The 2,212-nt window shown below is 74.5% G+C and carries 2 protein-coding genes; one reads left to right on the top strand and one right to left on the bottom strand.

The annotated features are described in order from the left end of the window. Positions 1-57: 57 nt before the first annotated feature. Complete coding sequence (locus tag ACFRMQ_RS40285) at positions 58-846, bottom strand: serine protease (protein ID WP_380735880.1); 789 nt, start codon at positions 844-846, stop codon at positions 58-60. A 701-nt stretch (positions 847-1,547) separates the two neighbouring features. Here ACFRMQ_RS40285 and ACFRMQ_RS40280 point away from each other — a divergent pair. Further along, positions 1,548-2,177, top strand: coding sequence for a transglycosylase SLT domain-containing protein (locus ACFRMQ_RS40280; protein WP_380735879.1), 630 nt, complete (start codon positions 1,548-1,550; stop codon positions 2,175-2,177). The last annotated feature ends 35 nt before the right edge of the window (positions 2,178-2,212 follow it).

Below are 2,212 nucleotides of genomic sequence, written 5' to 3'. Positions count from 1 at the left end.
GGTCACCACCCGCGGGGGTGGTGACCGGCCCTGCCGAGCCGGCGCCGTCGGCGCCGCTCAGAGGCGGGCCGCCGCCGCCGCGATGGCGGACGCGTAGGTGCTCACCTGGGTGTAGACGCCCGGGTAACCCGCGCGGGCGCAGCCGTTGCCCCAGCTGACGATGCCGACCTGGACCCAGCGGCCCGCCGCGTCCTGGCGCACCATCGGGCCGCCGGAGTCGCCCTGGCAGGTGTCGACGCCGCCCTGGGCGACGTAACCGGCGCAGAGCGAGCCGGCGGCGTTCAGGCCCGGGTAGGCGCGGGCGCAGGTCGCGTCGTCGACGAACGGCACGGTGGCCTTGAGCAGGTAGCGCTGCTGGGCGCCGCCCTCGCGCGCCGCGCCCCAGCCCATGATGGTGAAGGTGCCGCTGTCGTAGGCGGTGGAGGTGGCGATCGGCAGGGTGCTGACCAGGCTGCTGTTCACCGGCGAGGCCAGCTTGATCAGCGCCCAGTCGTCGCCGTTCTCGGCGCCGGTGAAGGCGGGCGACTGGTAGACGTACGAGGAGCGGACCTTGACCGCACTGCCGCTGTTCAGGTCGACCGCCCCGAAGGTGGCGGTGATGGTGCTGTCCGCGCCGGTGCCGTCGACGCAGTGGGCCGCGGTGAGCACGATCTGCGAGGTGTAGAGCGCGCCGCCGCAGCCCATCGAGAGCCGCGCCATGAACGGGAACTCGCCCTGCGCCGCCCGGGCGCCGCCGACCACGGAGGGGGACGGCGCGGGCGAGGCGGCGGCAGGCAGCACCAGCAGGCCGACGCCGAGTACCAGACCTGACAACAAGCTGACCATTCGGCCGAGTTGACGCTTCATCGGGCTCCTCCTTGACAGGTGGGGGAGCACCGAGGGTGGCCCGGCGAGCGGCACGGCGGGAGGGGCCCGGCCTTGCCGCCCGAAACTGGCAGGAACACGGCAACTCGGGATTCCGGCCCGGCGGGCCCGGGGCGTCCACGGAATCCACGCGCGACCACCCCGAATCCGTCACCACCCGCTCACGCCGCGTCGACGCCGCACCCCCTCGGGTGTGAGCCCGCCCACAGGGGGTCCGCCATCCACGATCCCCCGTAGTGGACGGGCGCCCCGCCACCCCCGCCACGGCCCGGCCGAGGCGCCGCGGCCGGGGCCCCCACGACCGCGCCCCACCCGAAGAGCGCAGGCCACCGGGCCCGCCGGCCTCGCGTTCCACCTTGGGCCCGCCACACCGACCCCACATAGACAATTCGGACAAATATCACCAAATGCGCCGTCAGACCCGGCCGCGACCATCCCGCAACCACTACCCCGCGTAGTAGCGAACGCCTTTGCCACCCGTCCCCGGCCCTGCCAAGAATGGCCCGTCGCCAGGCAGCGCCGGCCGGCCACCTCCGCCGCGCAGCCCGTCCGCCCCGCCGCTTCCGCCCGGGCGGAACGGCCGTCCAGGGCGGCCGCACGGTCCCCGCTCACCCGGGTTCCACGCGATGCCCCGCCCCAAGTGCCACCGGCACGGCCCCCGACGGAGAAGGAACGCCCGCTTCATGCAGCTCAGCCATGCCCGCCGCAACTCCCTGATCACCGGCATCGCCACCCTCGTGGTGTCCGGCGCCGCCACGGCCGCCCTCGCCATCCCGCAGGTCGGGAACCCGGCCGAGGCCGCCCCCGTGGCCGCCGTCGCGCTGAACGAGCAGCCGGTCGCCGACCAGGGCCCGGCCGACACCGCCGCTGCCGAGCAGGCCGCCCAGGAGGAGCGGGCGAAGGCCGAGGCGGACGCCGCCTCCCAGACCCAGGCCCAGGCGGACGCCAAGGCCAAGGCCGACGCCGATGCCGCCGCCTCCCGCTCGCAGGAGCGCCGGAACCTCGCCGACGCGCCGGCCACCTACTCCGGCACCCCGCAGCAGATCGCCGCGCAGATCGTCCCGGCCGGCCAGCTCCAGTGCTTCAGCAACATCGTGTTCCGCGAGAGCAGCTGGAACCCGCTGGCGGTCAACGCCTCCTCCGGCGCCTACGGCCTGGTCCAGGCCCTGCCCGGCTCCAAGATGGCCTCCGCCGGCGCGGACTGGCGCACCAACCCGGCCACCCAGATCAAGTGGGGCCTGAACTACATGAACACCCGCTACGGCAGCCCCTGCGCCGCCTGGTCGTTCTGGCAGTCCCACCACTGGTACTGAGCCGATACGGTCTGAGCCGATACGGCCCCCGGGCC

Source organism: Kitasatospora sp. NPDC056783, assembly GCF_042789895.1.
Classification (GTDB): Bacteria; Actinomycetota; Actinomycetes; order Streptomycetales; family Streptomycetaceae; genus Kitasatospora.
Note: the sequence above shows the minus strand (reverse complement) of the source record. Positions and strands in the feature narration are given on the sequence as shown.